The organism is Pseudomonas sp. MT3 (assembly GCF_054720805.1).
In genome coordinates this window covers 120,747-135,508 of the sequence record NZ_JBTVPY010000009.1, presented here as the reverse complement: position 1 = coordinate 135,508, position 14,762 = coordinate 120,747, and the positions used below count along the sequence as shown (strand labels likewise).

The 14,762-nt window shown below is 65.5% G+C and carries 15 protein-coding genes and 4 tRNA genes; 6 read left to right on the top strand and 13 right to left on the bottom strand.

Annotated features, from left to right (window positions below):
• Positions 1 to 9: 9 nt before the first annotated feature.
• Positions 10 to 633 (bottom strand): helix-turn-helix domain-containing protein, encoded by a 624-nt coding sequence (locus tag ACYCAX_RS11465; RefSeq protein ID WP_015478068.1) that lies wholly within the window; start codon positions 631 to 633, stop codon positions 10 to 12.
• Between the two features lie 110 nt (positions 634 to 743).
• Between ACYCAX_RS11465 and ACYCAX_RS11460 the strand changes: the two genes are divergently transcribed.
• The 3 genes from ACYCAX_RS11460 to ACYCAX_RS11450 are packed head-to-tail and all read left to right on the top strand — an operon-like array spanning position 744 to position 3,370.
• On the top strand, positions 744 to 1,856 hold the full coding sequence (locus ACYCAX_RS11460) for an NAD(P)/FAD-dependent oxidoreductase (protein WP_460248024.1): 1,113 nt from the start codon (positions 744 to 746) through the stop codon (positions 1,854 to 1,856).
• A gap of 20 nt (positions 1,857 to 1,876) precedes the next feature.
• Entirely contained in the window at positions 1,877 to 2,251 is a 375-nt protein-coding gene (locus ACYCAX_RS11455) for a RidA family protein (RefSeq protein ID WP_015478070.1), read from the top strand.
• A gap of 57 nt (positions 2,252 to 2,308) precedes the next feature.
• Complete coding sequence (locus ACYCAX_RS11450; RefSeq protein ID WP_294980565.1) at positions 2,309 to 3,370, top strand: YkvI family membrane protein; 1,062 nt, start codon at positions 2,309 to 2,311, stop codon at positions 3,368 to 3,370.
• An 84-nt stretch (positions 3,371 to 3,454) separates the two neighbouring features.
• Here ACYCAX_RS11450 and ACYCAX_RS11445 read toward each other — a convergent pair whose 3' ends face one another.
• Positions 3,455 to 3,901: an Hsp20 family protein gene (locus tag ACYCAX_RS11445; protein WP_015478072.1), complete on the bottom strand. Its 447-nt coding sequence runs from the start codon at positions 3,899 to 3,901 to the stop codon at positions 3,455 to 3,457.
• Between the two features lie 145 nt (positions 3,902 to 4,046).
• Here ACYCAX_RS11445 and ACYCAX_RS11440 point away from each other — a divergent pair, with 145 nt between their 5' ends.
• Complete coding sequence (locus ACYCAX_RS11440; RefSeq protein WP_015478073.1) at positions 4,047 to 4,793, top strand: SDR family oxidoreductase; 747 nt, start codon at positions 4,047 to 4,049, stop codon at positions 4,791 to 4,793.
• A gap of 122 nt (positions 4,794 to 4,915) precedes the next feature.
• Here ACYCAX_RS11440 and ACYCAX_RS11435 read toward each other — a convergent pair whose 3' ends face one another.
• The 11 genes from ACYCAX_RS11435 to ACYCAX_RS11385 form a co-directional block, all read right to left on the bottom strand.
• Entirely contained in the window at positions 4,916 to 5,875 is a 960-nt protein-coding gene (locus ACYCAX_RS11435) for a tRNA dihydrouridine synthase (protein ID WP_460248023.1), read from the bottom strand.
• Between the two features lie 75 nt (positions 5,876 to 5,950).
• A complete protein-coding gene (locus tag ACYCAX_RS11430; protein ID WP_015478075.1) occupies positions 5,951 to 6,406 on the bottom strand; it encodes an acyl-CoA thioesterase in 456 nt (151 codons plus the stop codon).
• The gene (locus ACYCAX_RS11425) at positions 6,403 to 7,053 is read right to left on the bottom strand and encodes a bifunctional 4-hydroxy-2-oxoglutarate aldolase/2-dehydro-3-deoxy-phosphogluconate aldolase (RefSeq protein WP_015478076.1); all 651 of its coding nucleotides are present in this window, start codon (positions 7,051 to 7,053) and stop codon (positions 6,403 to 6,405) included. Before ACYCAX_RS11425 ends, ACYCAX_RS11430 begins: the two co-directional genes overlap by 4 nt.
• A gap of 168 nt (positions 7,054 to 7,221) precedes the next feature.
• Positions 7,222 to 8,061: an alpha/beta fold hydrolase gene (locus tag ACYCAX_RS11420; protein ID WP_460248021.1), complete on the bottom strand. Its 840-nt coding sequence runs from the start codon at positions 8,059 to 8,061 to the stop codon at positions 7,222 to 7,224.
• A gap of 13 nt (positions 8,062 to 8,074) precedes the next feature.
• Positions 8,075 to 8,614 carry a TetR/AcrR family transcriptional regulator gene (locus ACYCAX_RS11415; RefSeq protein ID WP_015478078.1) on the bottom strand — a complete coding sequence of 180 codons (540 nt, stop codon included), beginning with the start codon at positions 8,612 to 8,614 and terminating at the stop codon, positions 8,075 to 8,077.
• 170 nt (positions 8,615 to 8,784) lie between these two features.
• Positions 8,785 to 8,860, bottom strand: a tRNA-Glu gene (locus ACYCAX_RS11410).
• Positions 8,861 to 8,918: 58 nt separating this feature from the next.
• Positions 8,919 to 8,994 (bottom strand) — tRNA-Ala (locus tag ACYCAX_RS11405).
• A 43-nt stretch (positions 8,995 to 9,037) separates the two neighbouring features.
• A tRNA-Glu gene (locus tag ACYCAX_RS11400) sits at positions 9,038 to 9,113 on the bottom strand.
• Between the two features lie 67 nt (positions 9,114 to 9,180).
• Positions 9,181 to 9,256, bottom strand: a tRNA-Ala gene (locus tag ACYCAX_RS11395).
• Positions 9,257 to 9,535: 279 nt separating this feature from the next.
• On the bottom strand, positions 9,536 to 11,020 hold the full coding sequence (gene gltX, locus ACYCAX_RS11390) for a glutamate--tRNA ligase (RefSeq protein WP_460248020.1): 1,485 nt from the start codon (positions 11,018 to 11,020) through the stop codon (positions 9,536 to 9,538).
• Between the two features lie 49 nt (positions 11,021 to 11,069).
• Positions 11,070 to 11,990: a LysR family transcriptional regulator gene (locus ACYCAX_RS11385; RefSeq protein ID WP_015478080.1), complete on the bottom strand. Its 921-nt coding sequence runs from the start codon at positions 11,988 to 11,990 to the stop codon at positions 11,070 to 11,072.
• Positions 11,991 to 12,098: 108 nt separating this feature from the next.
• On the opposite strand from ACYCAX_RS11385, the gene ACYCAX_RS11380 reads away from it, so the two are divergent.
• Positions 12,099 to 13,133, top strand: coding sequence for an HlyD family secretion protein (locus ACYCAX_RS11380; protein WP_015478081.1), 1,035 nt, complete (start codon positions 12,099 to 12,101; stop codon positions 13,131 to 13,133).
• The gene (locus ACYCAX_RS11375) at positions 13,123 to 14,682 is read left to right on the top strand and encodes an MDR family MFS transporter (protein WP_015478082.1); all 1,560 of its coding nucleotides are present in this window, start codon (positions 13,123 to 13,125) and stop codon (positions 14,680 to 14,682) included. Before ACYCAX_RS11380 ends, ACYCAX_RS11375 begins: the two co-directional genes overlap by 11 nt.
• Positions 14,683 to 14,762: the final 80 nt, after the last annotated feature.

Sequence of the window (14,762 nt, the reverse complement as noted above, 5' to 3'; positions counted from 1 at the left end):
CCCGCTCGGTCAGCCGGCCGGGCGCAACTCCGACATCACCACCATCACCTGCGCCTCGTCCGCCTCGCCGTCGTTCAGATAAAGATGGCCGACACTGCTGTCGAAGTAAGCCGTCTCGCGCAGGCCGATGCTCACCGACTCGCCCGTCTCGAACTGGATGCGCACACGCCCGGACACCACCAGGGCGAACTCCTGGCCGGGGTGGCGGACGAAATCATCGAAGTCCCCCACCTCGCGGGCGAAGATGCGCGCATACAGCGGGGTCATGCTGCGCTGCGGAAAGTCGCCGGCGATCGGGTAGTACTCGTAGCCGCCGGTGTCGTAGCCGGCGGCATCATCGACGCGGGTCTTCACGAAGGTCTTCAGCCCGGCCTGGGCCCCGACGGACGGTAGCGGGCGGAACAACTGGGCGATATCCACCTGCAACGCGCGGGCCGCTGCCGCCAGCTTGTCATAGCTCACCGCGACCTGCGCCAGCTCCATTTTCGACAACGTGGAAACCGCCACGCCAGACAGGTCGGAGAGCTGTTTCAAGGTCAGCTTCTGTTGCTTGCGCACGGCCCGCAGGCGCGCGCCGACTTCGTTCCGGTCCAGTTGCTGTGGCTTGGGCAGGGCTTGGGCGGTTTCGCTCATGGGACATCTCGGAAGTGGGTGCGGAAAGTTTACCGGGCCTTGCCTTTACCGCAAAAATTCTCATATCTTAGATTTCTCACATAAGAGAAAGCCTGTAAAAGGTCCTTGCCGTGAAACCATTCGACATCGTCATCATCGGCGCCGGTATTGCCGGCGCCTCCCTCGCCTACCGCTTGAGCGAAACCCACCGAGTGCTGGTGCTCGAGCGCGAAGAGCAGCCCGGCTACCACTCCACCGGGCGCTCCGCCGCCATGTTCATGGAGGCCTACGGAACGCCGCAGATCCAGGCGCTGACCCGCGCCAGCCGGGCCTTCTACGAGAACCCGCCAGCCGGCTTCAGCGAGCACCCGATCCTCACTCCGCGCGGCTGCCTGTACGTCGGCGGCCCGGAACACGTCGAGCTGCTCAAGCAGGCCGAGGCCACGCCCGGGGTGGAGCGCATCAGCACCGAACGGGCGCTGGAGTTCCTCCCCTGCCTGCGCGCCGACGCCATCGCCGGTGCGCTGTACGAACCCGACGCCCGCGACCTCGACGTGCATGCGCTGCACCAGGGCTACCTGCGCGCGCTGCGCCAGCGCGGCGGCGAACTGCGCTGCAACCGCGAACTGCTATCGGCAGGATTCGCCGACGGGCTGTGGACGCTCGAACTGAGCCAGGGCGAAACCGTCCAGGCCGCGCAACTGGTCAACGCCGCCGGCGCCTGGGCCGATCACGTGGCCGAGCGCTGCGGCATCCGCCCGATCGGCCTGCAGCCCCGCCGCCGCACCGCCTTCACCTTCGCCGTCCCCGAGGGTGTGGACGTCAGCCACTGGCCGACAGTGATCGGCATCGACGAGAGCTTCTACTTCAAGCCCGACGCCGGCCAACTGCTCGGCTCGCCCGCCAACGCCGACCCGGTGGAGGCGCAGGACGTCCAGCCCGAAGAACTCGACATCGCCCTGGGCATTCACCACATCGAGGAACACACCACCCTGGCGATCCGCCGGCCGAACCACAGCTGGGCCGGCCTGCGCTCCTTCGTCGCCGACGGAGACCTGGTGATCGGCCAGGACGCGCAGAACCCGGCGTTCTTCTGGCTGGCCGCCCAGGGCGGCTACGGCATCCAGTCGGCCGACGGCGTCTCCTGCCTGGCCCAGTCGTTGCTGCTCGGCCAGCCGCTCCCCGAAACCCTGCGCCAGGAAGGCGTTGATCCCCTGCGCCTGAGCCCGGCGCGCTTGCGTTGAGTCCTACCGGAGGCAATCCCATGAGCGATATCCAGCGTTACCCCAGCCCCCTGCCCTTCCCCTTCTCGCGCGCGGTCAAGGCCGGCGGCTTCCTGTTCCTGTCCGGGCAAATCCCGATGAGCGCGGACGGCCAGGTGGTGAAGGGCGACATCCAGACCCAGGCCGAAGCGGTGATGACCCGCATCGCCGAGAGCCTGGAAGCCTGCGGCGCGAACTTCTCCCAGGTGGTGAAGGCCACCGTGTGGCTGTCCGACATGGCGCACTTCGCCGGCTTCAACGAGGTGTACCAGCGCTACTTCGACCAGGGCCTGCCGGTACGCTCCTGCGTGGCTTCGGCGCTGGCGCTGGGAGTGGACGTCGAAGTGGAAATCCAGGCCTTCGTCGGCGAAGCATGATCCTTGCGGTTCCGCACCGGGCGGGGCCGCTTCCATAACAACAACAGAGTCTCGATCATGAAAACCAGTCTCAAGCTCGGCGGAGCATACATCGGCCTGGTGGTGGGCGTCGGCTTCGCCTCGGGCCAGGAGATCCTCCAGTTCTTCGGCGGATTCGGCATCATGGGCCTGGCAGGCGCCGCGGTGGCGCTGGCGCTGTTCGCCTTCCTGCTGATGAACCTCTACCAGATCGGCAGCCGCCTGCAGACGCAGTCGCACAAGGAAGCGATGGAGTTCATCTGCGGCAAGCCGCTGGGCCGCGTCGTCGACCTGATGCTGACCTTCTTCCTGTTCGGCACGATGGTGGTCATGTTCGCCGGCGCCAACTCGTCCTTCGAACAGCAACTGGGCATCGGCCACTCCATCGGCGGCATCGTCCTCGGCGTGCTGACCATCATCACCGTGTGCCTGGGCCTGAAGCGGGTGATCACCCTGATGAGCCTGATCACGCCGGTGCTGATGGTCATCGTGGCGATCATCGCCATCTACGCCCTGACGCATATCCAGAAGCCGCTGGCCGAACTGGAACAGATCGCCCTCGCCCTGCCGCACCCGGCGCCCAACTGGCTGCTCAGCGCCTTCCTCTACGTGTCCTACAACGTCGCCGCCACCGCGGCCGCCGTGGTGGTGATGGGCAGCAGCGTGGCCAACCTGCGCAAGGCCGGCCTGGGCGGTGTGATCGGCGGAGCCGGGGTCGGCGTGCTGATCCTGGCGATGGCCCTGGTGATGCTGGTGCAGATCGATGTGATCGGCGACAGCGCCATTCCCACCCTGCTGCTGAGCAACCACATTGCGCCGTGGTTCGGCGACGTGATGCTCGCCCTGTTGCTGGTGAAGCTCTACTGCACCACCAGCGGCTTCGCCTATACCCTGGCCGCGCGTTGCGCCGCCTACGGCGTGCCCTTCCGCGTGGCCACCGTGGCCGCCGTGGTGCTCGCCTTCATCGGCAGCCAGGTCGGCTTCGTCAAGCTGGTGGGGATCGTCTACCCGGTAATGGGCTACCTGGGCTTCGTACTCATGGTGGCGATCATCATCGCCTGGTGGCGCAATCGCTCGGCGCCGCTGGGGCAAAACGCCTGATCGAGGCACAAACGAAAACGCCCGTCTCTTTCGAGACGGGCGTTTTACCATGCGGCTACGACTCGGCTATCGCCGAGACGATACTCAGCCTTCGATGGCCGGACGCTGGCCGTTGATGGCGATCCGCTTGGGCTTGGCTTCTTCCGGGATGATGCGCACCAGCTCGACGCTCAGCAGGCCGTTCTTCAGCGACGCGCCCTGGACCTCGATGTGGTCGGCCAGGCGGAAGGACAGCTTGAAAGCACGCTGGGCGATGCCCTGGTGCAGGTAGGTGACGCTCTCGGAAGCCTTCTCGCGTTTGCCGCCGCTGACGGTTAGCACGCTGCGCTCCACGTGCAGCTCCAGGTCTTCTTCCTGCAGGCCGGCGGCGGCGATGACGATGCGGTACTGGTCGTCACCATGCTTCTCGACGTTGTAGGGCGGGTAGGAACTGCCGCTTTCGCTGCGCAGGGCGGATTCGAACAGATCGTTGAAGCGATCGAAGCCGACGGACTGGCGGAACAGCGGGGCGAGGGAAAGGACGTTGCTCATGCGAATCTCCTGAAATTTTCAGCAAGGTATGATCTGGAGCCTGACTTCAGAACTCCGCTGCGGGACCCGTCTTCGGCTTCCCGCAGGAACATAGATTGGGCTGTGGAAATCCATTTCAAGCCCCCTTCGCAACAGGAGATGATCGATGGCCCAGGTCATGCTGATCACCGGCGCCAGTCGCGGCATCGGCGCCGCCACCGCGCTGCTCGCCGCCGAGCGCGGCTTCACCGTGGCACTCAACTATCGCCGCGAGCGTGAAGCGGCCGAGGCGCTGGTGGCGCGGATCACCGCCGCCGGCGGAACAGCGCAAGCCTTCGCCGCCGACGTGGCGAACGAGGCGGACGTGCTGCGTCTGTTCCACGAAGTGGACGACGCGTTCGGTCGCCTCGACGTGCTGGTGAACAACGCCGGTATCCTGGAACGTCAGATGCGCCTGGAAGACATGGACGTGGCGCGCCTGCAGCGGGTGTTCGCGGTGAACGTCACCGGCACCTTCCTCTGCTGCCGCGAGGCGGTGAAGCGCATGGCGCGCCGGCATGGCGGCAACGGCGGGAGTATCGTCAACGTCTCGTCAATGGCCTCGCGCCTGGGTTCGCCCAACGAGTACATCGACTACGCGGCGGCCAAGGGGGCGGTGGACAGCCTGACCATCGGCCTGGCCAGGGAGGTGGCCGGCGAAGGCATCCGCGTGAATGCCGTGCGGCCGGGGCTGATCAGGACCGAGATCCACGCCAGCGGCGGCGAGCCGGGGCGCGTGGAGCGACTGCAATCGGCGATTCCCCTGGGCCGGGGCGGCGAAGCGGAGGAAGTGGCACGGTCGATCCTGTTCCTCGCGTCGGAGGAATCCAGCTACAGCACCGGCGGGTTCATCGACGTCAGCGGCGGGCGCTGACTCGGCGTTGTCCTGGGCCACGCTTTTGTAGGAGCGAGCTTGCTCGCGAACCGCCCAACGCCGGCGCATCTGGATGGACCGCGTTCGCGAGCAAGCTCGCTCCTACGAAGAGCAACCCGGCATCAGGCCGCTTCTTCGATCTCGACCTGCATCATCCGGTCGATCACTTCGCAGTCATGCTCGCGCCGCACCCGGGCGAACAGCTCCACCGCTTCGGGATAGCTGCGGGTGAGCATGCCCAGCCACTGCTTCAGGCGTCCCGGCGCATAGCGCGGCGCCAGCTTGCGCCGGGCCTGGCGCCAGAAGTCGTCGAGCAGCACGCGCACTTCCGACCAGGGCATCGGCACCACTTCGCGGCCGTCGCGCCAGGCGGCGATCTGCCGGGCGAGGTCCGGGCGGGAAACCAGCCCGCGACCGAGCATGATGTCCGCCACGCCACTGATGGAGCGGCAGCGGTGGTAATCCTCGAGCGTCCACACCTCGCCGTTGGCGAACACCGGCACCTTCACCGCATCGGCCACCCTGGCCACCCACTCCCAATGGGCCGGCGGCTTGTAACCGTCGGCCTTGGTCCGCGCGTGCACCACCACATGGGCGGAACCGGCATCGGCCAGGGCACGGGCGCAGTCGATGGCGCCGTCCGGACTGTCATAGCCCAGACGCATCTTCGAGGTCACCGGAATGTGGGCCGGCACCGCGCGGCGCACCGCCTCGATGATGCTGAACATCAGCTCGGGTTCTTTCAACAAAACCGCGCCGCCACGGGAGCGATTCACGGTCTTGGCCGGGCAGCCGAAGTTCAGGTCGATCACCGGGGCGCCCAGCTCGCAGGCCTGCACGGCGTTCTCCGCCAGCAACTGCGGATCGGAACCGAGCAGTTGCACACGCATCGGCACGCCGGCGCGGGTGCGGCTGCCATGCGCCAGCTCCGGGGCAAGCGCCAGGAAGGACGACGGCGGCAGCAGGCGGTCATTGATGCGGATGAATTCGGTGACGCACCAGTCGATGCCGCCGACGCGGGTCAGCACATCGCGGAGGATGTCATCTACCAGCCCTTCCATCGGGGCCAGGGCAATCTGCACTGGGGAATCTCGGCTATGGCGAAGGGCGCGGATTGTAGGGAATGCGCCGCGCCGGGAAAAGCACGGCGCGACGGATCACGCGCCGCTGGCGACGGTTTCCGGCGACAGCAAGGCGCGGCCGTAACCCTCGATGAACTCCGTCGGCATGCGCCTGGGCTTGCCGGTGGACAGTTCGATGCAGACGAAGGTGGTCTGCGCGCACAGCAGGGTCAGTGCATCGGCAGGCCGCACCAGCTGGAAATGCCGGGTCATCCGCAGGCGCTGGTCGGACTCGACGATCCAGGTGCCCAATTGCAGCTCATCGCCTTCATAGGCGGCGGCCAGGTAATCCACCTCATGCCGCACCACGGCCATCGCGCGGTCCAGCCGGCGGTACTCCACCAGATCCAGCCCCAGGCTCTGCGAGTGGCGCCAGGCGCAGCGCTCCAGCCAGCTGACGTAGACGGCATTGTTGGCATGGCCGAGACCGTCGATGTCTTCCGCCTTGACCACGATGTCGATGACGAACGGATCGGGCAACTGCCAACTCATGAAGAATGCTCCAGGCTTGCGGCCAGCTCGCGCGCTTCGATGGCCAATTGAGTGATCTGATCCCAGGCGCGGGCGCGCACCAGGCTGGGCGGCGCAATCCAGGTGCCGCCGACGCAGGCGACATTGGGCAGGCGCAGCACGTTGAGCAGGTTCTCCTGGGTGATGCCGCCGGTCGGGCAGAAGCGGATGCCGGAGAACGGCGCCTTCAGGCTCTTGAGCATCTTGATCGCGGCATTGCCGTCGGCGGGGAACAGCTTCAGCGAGCGGTAACCGTACTCCAGCGCCACCAGCACCTCGGAAGGCGTCATCACGCCCGGCAGGAAAGGCATCTTCGCATCTTCCGCTGCCGCCACCAGTCGCGGCGTGCAGCCCGGGCTGACGGCGAACTGCGCACCGGCATCGCGGGCTTCCTGGAATTGCTCGGTGTGGATCAGGGTACCGGCTCCGAGGATCATCTCGGGCAGCTCACGGCGGATTTCAGCGAGGGCATCCAGCGCCTGCGGCGTGCGCAGGGTCACTTCCAATACCCGCACCCCGCCGTCATGCAACGCGCGTGCGAGATCCCCCGCCAGCGCCACATCCTCGATCACCAGCACCGGCATGACCGGGCGCGCCTGTTGCAGCACCCAATCCATCGACAGACTCATGCGTTCCCCCCAATCAGCCACCCGCGTACGCAAGACCTCGCGCCCAGGCCGGGGCGGCCGGAAATGTCCGGAAGTCTACGCCACGCCGCCAGGCCTGACGACCCGCACCGGGCCATCCCCCAACGAAAACGGCGGCTCACGGCCGCCGTCATCGCACCGCCGGATGACTCAGGATGCCAACGCCAGCGCGAGTGGCTCATCGACGCCTTCCAGCAACTCCAGCACCGCCTCCGACAGCGCGATCTCGGCCAGCACGCGATGGTGCCCGCCGCTCGGCAGCCGCAGCAACCGGCTGCCTGGCCAGGACTCGTGGATGGCGACGGACTCCGCCACCCGTACCTGACGATCATCCTCGGCATGAACCACCAGCCCCGGCATGCCCAACTCGTAGCGCGCCACGTCCAACTGCCTGGCCGGAATGCCCGCCTGCCGCTCGACCTGGCGAATGAAGCTCGCACGCGCCTCCGGCGGCAGGCCGACATAGCGAGCGAAACCACGCAGCACGGTGAGGACCTTGCTCGGCGCGGCGATGGTCACCAGGGTCTCGGTGCGCAGCCCCATCTGGGTCGCCAACAGCGCACTGGCACCGCCCAGGGAATGGCCGATCACCGCGCGCAGGGGCGGCAGCTCGCCGGCCGCCTCCAACAGGGCACGGGCGAACAGCACGACATCCGCCTCGCTGCCCGGCGAGCGGCCGTGGGCCGGACCGTCGAGGGCAATCACCCCGTAGCCGGCGCCGACCAGCTTCTCGATCAGCGCGGCGAACTGCGTCGGACGCCCCGCCCAACCGTGCATCAGCAGCACCGCCGGCCCCTCGCCCCAACGCAGCGCGGAGAGACCGAAGCGCAGGGTGATGCGCTCGGAACTGGCCAGCAGCGGCAGCTCCCAGTCGCGCGGCGGCAACTCATGGGGCGTCATGAACAGCTGACGCATGCGCCCCGCCGCCCATTGCGGCGCAACGCGGCCCAGGGTGGCGTTGATTCCTCGAACCCAGTTCAGACTGCTCATTTTCCGTACCTCCTCAGATCACCGCTTTTTTCGCGGCACGCAGGACACGATCGGACAGGTCGCCCTTGCCCAGGGCACGGGCCAACGCCAGTCCGCCAATCATCAGGGCCATATCGCTGAGCACCGCGTCGATTTCCTCCGGGCGCCCGGCAAGGCTCGCCACCATCAGTTCCACATGCTCCTCCAGGGCGGCGCGAAAGCCTTCCGGCAGGTGCGCCACTTCGCTCAGGGAACTGGGGATAGGACAGCCTTCGTCCTCGGTGTCGCGGTGCTTGCGCGACAGGTAGAACTGCGCCGCCAGGGCGCGACGCTCGGCGAAGCTCAGTTGCGGGTCGAACGTCTTCAGGCCGACCCGGCGCTTGCTCAGCAATTGGCGGAAAGCCTCGAGCATCAGCGCATCCTTGCTCTCGAAGTGCGCATAGAACCCCCCCACGGTCATCCCCGCCGCCGCCATCACCTCGCCGACGCTGGGGTCGACCGGGCCGCGCTTGAGCAGCGCATGGGTGGCGGCGGAAAGGATGCGTTCGCGGGTCTGGGCCTTCTTGTCGCTCATGTCTGGCTTCTCACTCGGATAAATATTATGGGTGAAATATTATTACCATAATAAAAATCGGCAAGCCAAAAGTGCGACCACTGGTCGGGAGAACGATTTTCGGAAGGTAGAAAAACAAAAGGGCCACTCGAAAACTGAGTGGCCCTATAGGCACCGCAGAGCGGTAAAAATGGCGTCCCCTAGGGGACTCGAACCCCTGTTACCGCCGTGAAAGGGCGGTGTCCTAGGCCACTAGACGAAGGGGACATATCCTTCGAAGAAACCCACCCTATGGTGGATTCTGGCTTCATCCCGAATGGGAAATTGGTGGAGCTAGACGGGATCGAACCGTCGACCTCTTGCATGCCATGCAAGCGCTCTCCCAGCTGAGCTATAGCCCCAGATCACTCTGGCTGACGACGCGAACGCACCGTCGCTGGATAGTGGCGTCCCCTAGGGGACTCGAACCCCTGTTACCGCCGTGAAAGGGCGGTGTCCTAGGCCACTAGACGAAGGGGACGCAAAACCTTCGATTTCAGCTCCGCCCGGATCGACGAAACTTACTGGACTCTCTGTCCATAAGAAATTGGTGGAGCTAGACGGGATCGAACCGTCGACCTCTTGCATGCCATGCAAGCGCTCTCCCAGCTGAGCTATAGCCCCAAAGTACCGCTGGATCTACCGTTCCGCTTCGCTCTGTCATTCAGTTCGTCGCTGGAACGGGGCGCATCTTAGGGGCGAGACGAAACCCTGTCAACAAGATTTTTTCAGATTTCTAATTTTTTTCTCCCAAAGAACAATCACTTATGTGACCGTCCCGATTTCCGGCCGGCGGAACGAGCGGGCCGCGCGCCCTCCTCCGGCCGCGCCAAATGGGCTGCGCAGGTATGAAAAAGGCCGGGCACCTGACGGCGACCGGCCTTCTCCAGTGTAGGAAAGATATTAGGCGCCGATGGCGTCGCGAATCTTCTCCCACTCCTTGGCTTCTTTCTTCGATGCACCACCCAGCAACTCCAGGGCCTGGCGCAGACGGTAGCGCGACAGATCGGCACCGAGGATTTCCATCGCGTCGAGTACCGACACCGAGCTGGCCTGGCCGGTGATGGCCGGGAACATCAGCGGCATCACGTCACGCAGCTTGAGGCCCAGGTGCTCGGCCACGGCCTGGATGGTCGCGGTGATGCGGTCCTTTTCCCACTGGCGCAGCGCTTCGAGCTTCCACAGCACCAGTTGCAGCACCTGGCGAACCTGGGTGGCGTCGAGCTTCTTGTGCTCGAACAGCTTGGCGTCCAGTTGCACGCCGCCGCTGAAGAAGAAACCGGCCAGCGGAGCGATCTGACTGAAGTTCTCCACCCGGCCCTGTACGTGCGGGGCGATCTTCATCAGATACTCAGGGTTGAGCGCCCACTTCTGCACTTCCTTGGCGAAGTCCTCCACCGACAGCTCGCGAATCCACTGGCCGTTCAGCCAGGAGAGCTTCTCGATGTCGAAGATCGGGCCGCCCAGCGACACGCGGGACAGGTCGAAGTGCTCGATCATCTCCGCCAGGCTGAACTTCTCGCGCTCGTCGGGCATGGACCAGCCCATGCGGCCGAGGTAGTTCAACAGCGCCTGGGGCAGCAGGCCCATGCGCTCGTAGAAGGTGATGGAGGTGGGGTTCTTGCGCTTGGACAGCTTGCTCTTGTCCGGGTTGCGCAGCAGCGGCATGTAGCAGAGCACCGGCTGTTCCCAGCCGAAGTACTCGTACAGCTTGATCAGCTTGGGCGCCGAGGGCAGCCACTCTTCGCCGCGCAGGACGTGGGTGATGCCCATCAGGTGGTCGTCGACCACGTTGGCGAGGAAGTAGGTGGGCAGGCCGTCGGCCTTCATCAGCACCTGCATGTCCATGCGGTCCCACGGGATTTCCACGTCGCCGCGGAGCATGTCCGGCACCACGCAGACACCCTCGGTCGGCACCTTCATGCGTACCACGTGGGATTCGCCGGCGGCGATGCGCTTGGCCGACTCATCCCTGGGCAGGTGCATGCAGTGGCCATCGTAGCGCGGGGTTTCCTTGCGTGCCTGCTGTTCGGCACGCAGCGCGTCGAGGCGTTCGGAGGAGCAGAAGCAGGGGAAGGCGTGGCCTTTTTCCACCAGCTCGTCGCTGTACTGCTTATAGATGGCGCCGCGTTCGCTCTGCCGGTACGGACCGTGCGGACCACCGACGTCCGGGCCCTCGTCCCACTCGATGCCCAGCCAGCGCAGCGCGTCGAAGATCTGCTGTTCCGATTCGCGAGTCGAGCGCAGCTGGTCGGTATCCTCGATACGCAGGATGAACTGGCCGCCGTGCTGACGGGCGAAGCAGAGGTTGAACAGCGCGATATACGCGGTGCCGACGTGCGGGTCGCCGGTAGGGGACGGCGCGATACGGGTGCGGACAGTGGTCATGAAGGCTCTCATGTGAATCGGTGAGGACAGCGCGGGCCGGGACACGCGCTCATGGACGCGATGTTATCAGGCGGGCCGCCCCCGGCTCCAGCCAACGCTCCGCATCGAGCGGCAGGTTGTTGATCAGGAAGTCGAGAAAGGCCTTCACCTTCATCGCCTGGAAGCGCCGCGACGGATAGACCGCATAAAGCTCGCCGACCGGCAGTTGCACCTGTGGCAATACGCGCACCAGGCTTCCGCTGCCCAGTTGCTGGTCGACGATCAGCTCCGGCAGCGAGGCGATCCCGGCACCGGCCAGCACCGCCTCGCGGGCGAAAGTGATGTTGTTGCACGACAGCACGCGATGGCAGGGAATCGTCTCGCCACGCAGCGGCCAGTAGCGCTGGGAGTCGGACTGCAACAGCACGGCGCGATGGCCAACCAGTTCCTCGACCTGTTGCGGATGGCCGTGCAGTCTCAGGTACTCGGGGCTCGCGCACAGGCAACGATTGGTGAGCAGCATGCGCCGCGCGATCAGCGTGGAGTCTTCCGGCTGGCCGACCATGATCACGATGTCCACGCCTTCCTCCAGCGGATCGACGCTGCGCGAGGTCAGTTCGACTTCGGCGGTGATCTGTGGATACAACCCCATGAAGCCCCCCAGCACCTTGGCCAGGTACATCTGCCCGAACTCGATGGGCGCGGTGATCCGCAGCAGCCCCGACGGCGCCTGCTGCAACTGCATCACCGCCTGCTCGGCCTCGGCGAAGTCGTGCATGATCTGCCGGCAGCGGTCGTAATACGCCTGTCCCACTTCGGTCAGGCGCAGCTTGCGAGTGGTGCGGTTGAGCAGCCGCACGCCAAGGCGCTCTTCGAGCAGGACGATACGCCGGCTCACGGTGGACTTCTGCATGCCCAGGCTCTGCGCGGCCTGGGTAAAACTGTGCAGTTCCACGACGCGGGTGAAGATCAGCGCATCATCCAGCCCCATGATTGTTCCCTATAAGCAACAAAGTTTCCGAAGTGTAGCGGCTACGTGCCGCCACGGAACACTGTTACATTGGCAAACATTTTTCGCCAACCAAACGCTCGTTTACCTATGCCTGCCCAACTGCAACGTCGCCTGACCGTGTTTTTCGTCATCCTCGTGGTGGTCGCCCTCGCCTTCCTGGCGCGCTGGTACTTCATCGGTCGCTTCGTCGAGGAAACCGATAACGCCTACGTGCAGGGCGAGATCACCCGTATTGCCAGCCAGCTCGGCGCCCGCATCGATGAGGTGCTGGTGCAGGACAACCAGCACGTGGAGAAAGGCCAACTGCTGGTGAAGCTCGAAGCCGACGATTTCAAGCTCGCCCTGGATCGCGCCAAGGCCACCCTGGCTACTCGCGAGGCGGAGTTGCAACAGGCGCACAGCAAGCTCAAAGGCCAATCGAGCAACATCGCCGCCAGCCTGGCCGACGTGAACGCCAGCCAGGCGACGCTGGGGCGCGCCGAAGTCGACCTTGGCCGCGCCCAGGCGCTGCGGGGGCCAGGCTATGTCTCGGAAGAACGCGTCACTACCCTGACCGCCGACTCTCGCGTCGCCCGCTCCCAGGTCGCCAAGGCCCAGGCCGACCTGCAGGCCCAGCGCATCCAGCGCGACACCCTGGGTACCGACATCCAGCGCCTGCAAGCGCAGATCGAGAGCGCCCGCGCCGATATCGCCCAGGCCGAACTCAACCTGGCCCGCACTGAAATCCGCGCCCCGGTGAGCGGCCTGGTTGGCCAGCGCAACGCCCGCATCGGCCAGTACGTGCAGGTCGGCACCCAGTTGCTGTCGCTGGTGCCGGACGATGGCATCTGGATCCAGGCCAACTTCAAGGAAACCCAGATTGGCCGCATGCGTCCGGGACAGACCGTCAAGCTGGTGTTCGACTCTTTCCCCGACACCCCCATCGACGGCGAAGTGCAGAGCCTGTTCGCCGCCTCCGGCGCCCAGTTCAGCCTGCTGCCGCCGGACAACGCCACCGGCAACTTCACCAAGGTGGTGCAGCGCATCCCGGTGAAAATCACCTTCGCCGACGACAACCCGCTCAAGGGCCTGATCCGCCCGGGCATGTCCGTCGAGGCCGAGGTCGAGCTGCGTGTCCGCTGACGCCCTGGTGCGGCCGGTCGGGGAGCCGACCCGCCGCGACTGGATCGCCGTCTTCAGCGTCATGCTCGGCGCGTTCATGGCGGTGCTCGACATCCAGATCACCAACTCCTCGCTGAAAGACATCCAGGGCGCACTGGCCGCCACCCTGGAGGAAGGTTCGTGGATTTCCACCTCCTACCTGGTGGCGGAAATCATCATGATCCCGCTCACCGCCTGGCTGGTGCAGCTGCTCTCGGCGCGGCGGCTGGCCTGGATGATCTCCACCGGCTTCCTGTTCTCCTCCCTGCTCTGCTCCTTCGCCTGGAACCTGGAGAGCATGATCGTGTTCCGCGCCATGCAGGGCTTCACCGGTGGCGCGCTGATCCCGCTGGCCTTCACCCTGGCGCTGATCAAGCTGCCGGAACATCACCGCGCCAAGGGCATGGCGCTGTTCGCCATCACCGCCACCTTCGCGCCGTCCATCGGACCGACCCTGGGCGGCTGGCTGACCGAGAATTTCGGCTGGGAATACATCTTCTACATCAACATCCCGCCGGGCCTGCTGATGATCGCCGGACTGCTCTACGGCCTGGAGAAGAAGCCCCCGCACTGGGAGTTGCTGAAGAGCACCGACTACGCCGGCATCGTGACGATGGCCGTCGGCCTGGGCTGCCTGCAGGTGTTCCTGGAGGAAGGCCATCGCAAGGACTGGCTGGAATCCAACCTGATCGTCAGCCTGGGCAGCATCGCGCTGGTCAGCCTGATCCTCTTCGTGATCCTGCAGACCTCGCGGCCCAACCCTCTGATCAACCTGGGCATCCTGCGCAACCGCAACTTCGGCCTGTCGAGCATCTCCAGCATCGGCCTGGGCATGGGGCTGTACGGTTCGATCTACGTATTGCCGCTGTATCTCGCGCAGATCCAGGGCTACAACGCCATGCAGATCGGCGAAGTGATCATGTGGATGGGCGTGCCGCAGCTATTCATCATCCCGCTGATTCCCAAGCTGATGAAGATCATCGAACCGCGCCTGCTCTGTGCCCTGGGCTTCGGCCTGTTCGGCATGGCGAGCTTCTTCTCCGGCGCGCTCAACCCGGACTTCGCCGGCCCGCAGTTCAACCAGATCCAGCTGTTGCGCGCCCTCGGCCAGCCGATGGTGATGGTCACCATCTCGCTGATCGCCACGATCTACCTGCAACCGCAGGACGCCGGCTCCGCATCCAGCCTGTTCAACATCCTGCGCAACCTCGGCGGCGCCATCGGCATCGCCCTGCTGGCGACCCTGCTCGATAGCCGCGCCAAGGTCTACTACGACTACCTGCGCGAAGCGGTGGTGCCGGTGAACGGTGCGGTGGACGAGCGCCTGGCGCAACTGGCGTCGCAACTGGGCAGCCAGCAGGCGGCACTGGGCAAGATCAGCGAGATCGTCCACCAGCAGGCGGCGATCATGGCCTACAACGATGCCTTCCATGCCATCGGCATCGTGCTGGCGGTGAGCATGGTGGCGGTGCTGCTGACTCGTCCGCTGCCGGCCGGCGTCGGTGCCGACGCGGCGGCCGGGGCGCACTGACCATCCTGCGCCAAGCCCCCTTGTAGGAGCGAGCTTGCTCGCGACCCCCGCTTCACGCCGAAGCATGACGGTGCTGTGCG

Coding starts and splice junctions, on each gene's coding strand:
- ACYCAX_RS11465 (WP_015478068.1), bottom strand. CDS start 633: ATGAGCGAAACCGCCCAAGCCCTGCCCAAGCCACAGCAACTGGACCGG.
- ACYCAX_RS11455 (WP_015478070.1), top strand. CDS start 1,877: ATGAGCGATATCCAGCGTTACCCCAGCCCCCTGCCCTTCCCCTTCTCG.
- ACYCAX_RS11450 (WP_294980565.1), top strand. CDS start 2,309: ATGAAAACCAGTCTCAAGCTCGGCGGAGCATACATCGGCCTGGTGGTG.
- ACYCAX_RS11445 (WP_015478072.1), bottom strand. CDS start 3,901: ATGAGCAACGTCCTTTCCCTCGCCCCGCTGTTCCGCCAGTCCGTCGGC.
- ACYCAX_RS11440 (WP_015478073.1), top strand. CDS start 4,047: ATGGCCCAGGTCATGCTGATCACCGGCGCCAGTCGCGGCATCGGCGCC.
- ACYCAX_RS11430 (WP_015478075.1), bottom strand. CDS start 6,406: ATGAGTTGGCAGTTGCCCGATCCGTTCGTCATCGACATCGTGGTCAAG.
- ACYCAX_RS11425 (WP_015478076.1), bottom strand. CDS start 7,053: ATGAGTCTGTCGATGGATTGGGTGCTGCAACAGGCGCGCCCGGTCATG.
- ACYCAX_RS11420 (WP_460248021.1), bottom strand. CDS start 8,061: ATGAGCAGTCTGAACTGGGTTCGAGGAATCAACGCCACCCTGGGCCGC.
- ACYCAX_RS11415 (WP_015478078.1), bottom strand. CDS start 8,614: ATGAGCGACAAGAAGGCCCAGACCCGCGAACGCATCCTTTCCGCCGCC.
- gltX (WP_460248020.1), bottom strand. CDS start 11,020: ATGACCACTGTCCGCACCCGTATCGCGCCGTCCCCTACCGGCGACCCG.
- ACYCAX_RS11385 (WP_015478080.1), bottom strand. CDS start 11,990: ATGGGGCTGGATGATGCGCTGATCTTCACCCGCGTCGTGGAACTGCAC.
- ACYCAX_RS11380 (WP_015478081.1), top strand. CDS start 12,099: ATGCCTGCCCAACTGCAACGTCGCCTGACCGTGTTTTTCGTCATCCTC.